This window comes from Pseudomonas sp. IT-P253, from assembly GCF_949768125.1.
GTDB lineage: Bacteria > Pseudomonadota > Gammaproteobacteria > Pseudomonadales > Pseudomonadaceae > Aquipseudomonas.
In genome coordinates this window covers 1-602 of sequence record NZ_CATKPT010000065.1, presented here as the reverse complement: position 1 = coordinate 602, position 602 = coordinate 1, and the positions used below count along the sequence as shown (strand labels likewise).

General features: G+C 64.1%; 1 protein-coding gene. It reads right to left on the bottom strand.

Translation table 11 applies throughout. The features are described 5' to 3' along the window. Positions 1 to 602 (bottom strand): aromatic amino acid lyase (locus ACM6IR_RS24010; RefSeq protein ID WP_414909992.1); only part of this gene is annotated, 602 nt, incomplete at both ends.

Here is a 602-nt window from a genome sequence, read left to right as displayed (position 1 = left end):
GCGGTGACCTGGGCGATCATGAAACCGGAGTTCACGCCGCCATTGGCCACCAGGAACGGCGGCAGTTGCGACATATGCTTGTCCATCATCAGCGAGATACGACGCTCGCTCAGGGAACCGATTTCAGCGATGGCCAATGCCATGTTGTCGGCAGCCATGGCCACCGGTTCGGCGTGGAAGTTACCGCCGGAGATCACGTCGCCTTCAGCGGCGAACACCAACGGGTTATCCGAGACGGCGTTGGCTTCGATGGCGAGCACTTCGGCGGCCTGGCGGAACTGGGTCAGGCAGGCGCCCATGACTTGCGGCTGGCAGCGCAGGGAGTACGGGTCCTGAACCTTTTCGCAGTTCTGGTGCGAGTCGGACACTTCACTGCGCTCGCCCAGCAGATCGCGGTAAGCGGCCGCCGCGTCGATCTGGCCTTTCTGGCCGCGAGCAGCATGAATGCGCGCATCGAACGGCGAGCGCGAGCCCAGCACCGCTTCGACGGTCAGGGCACCCAGCGCCACGGCACCGGCGAACAGGTCTTCACCTTCGAACAGACCGCGCAGCGCGTAAGCGGTGGACACCTGAGTACCGTTGAGCAGCGCCAGGCCTTCTTT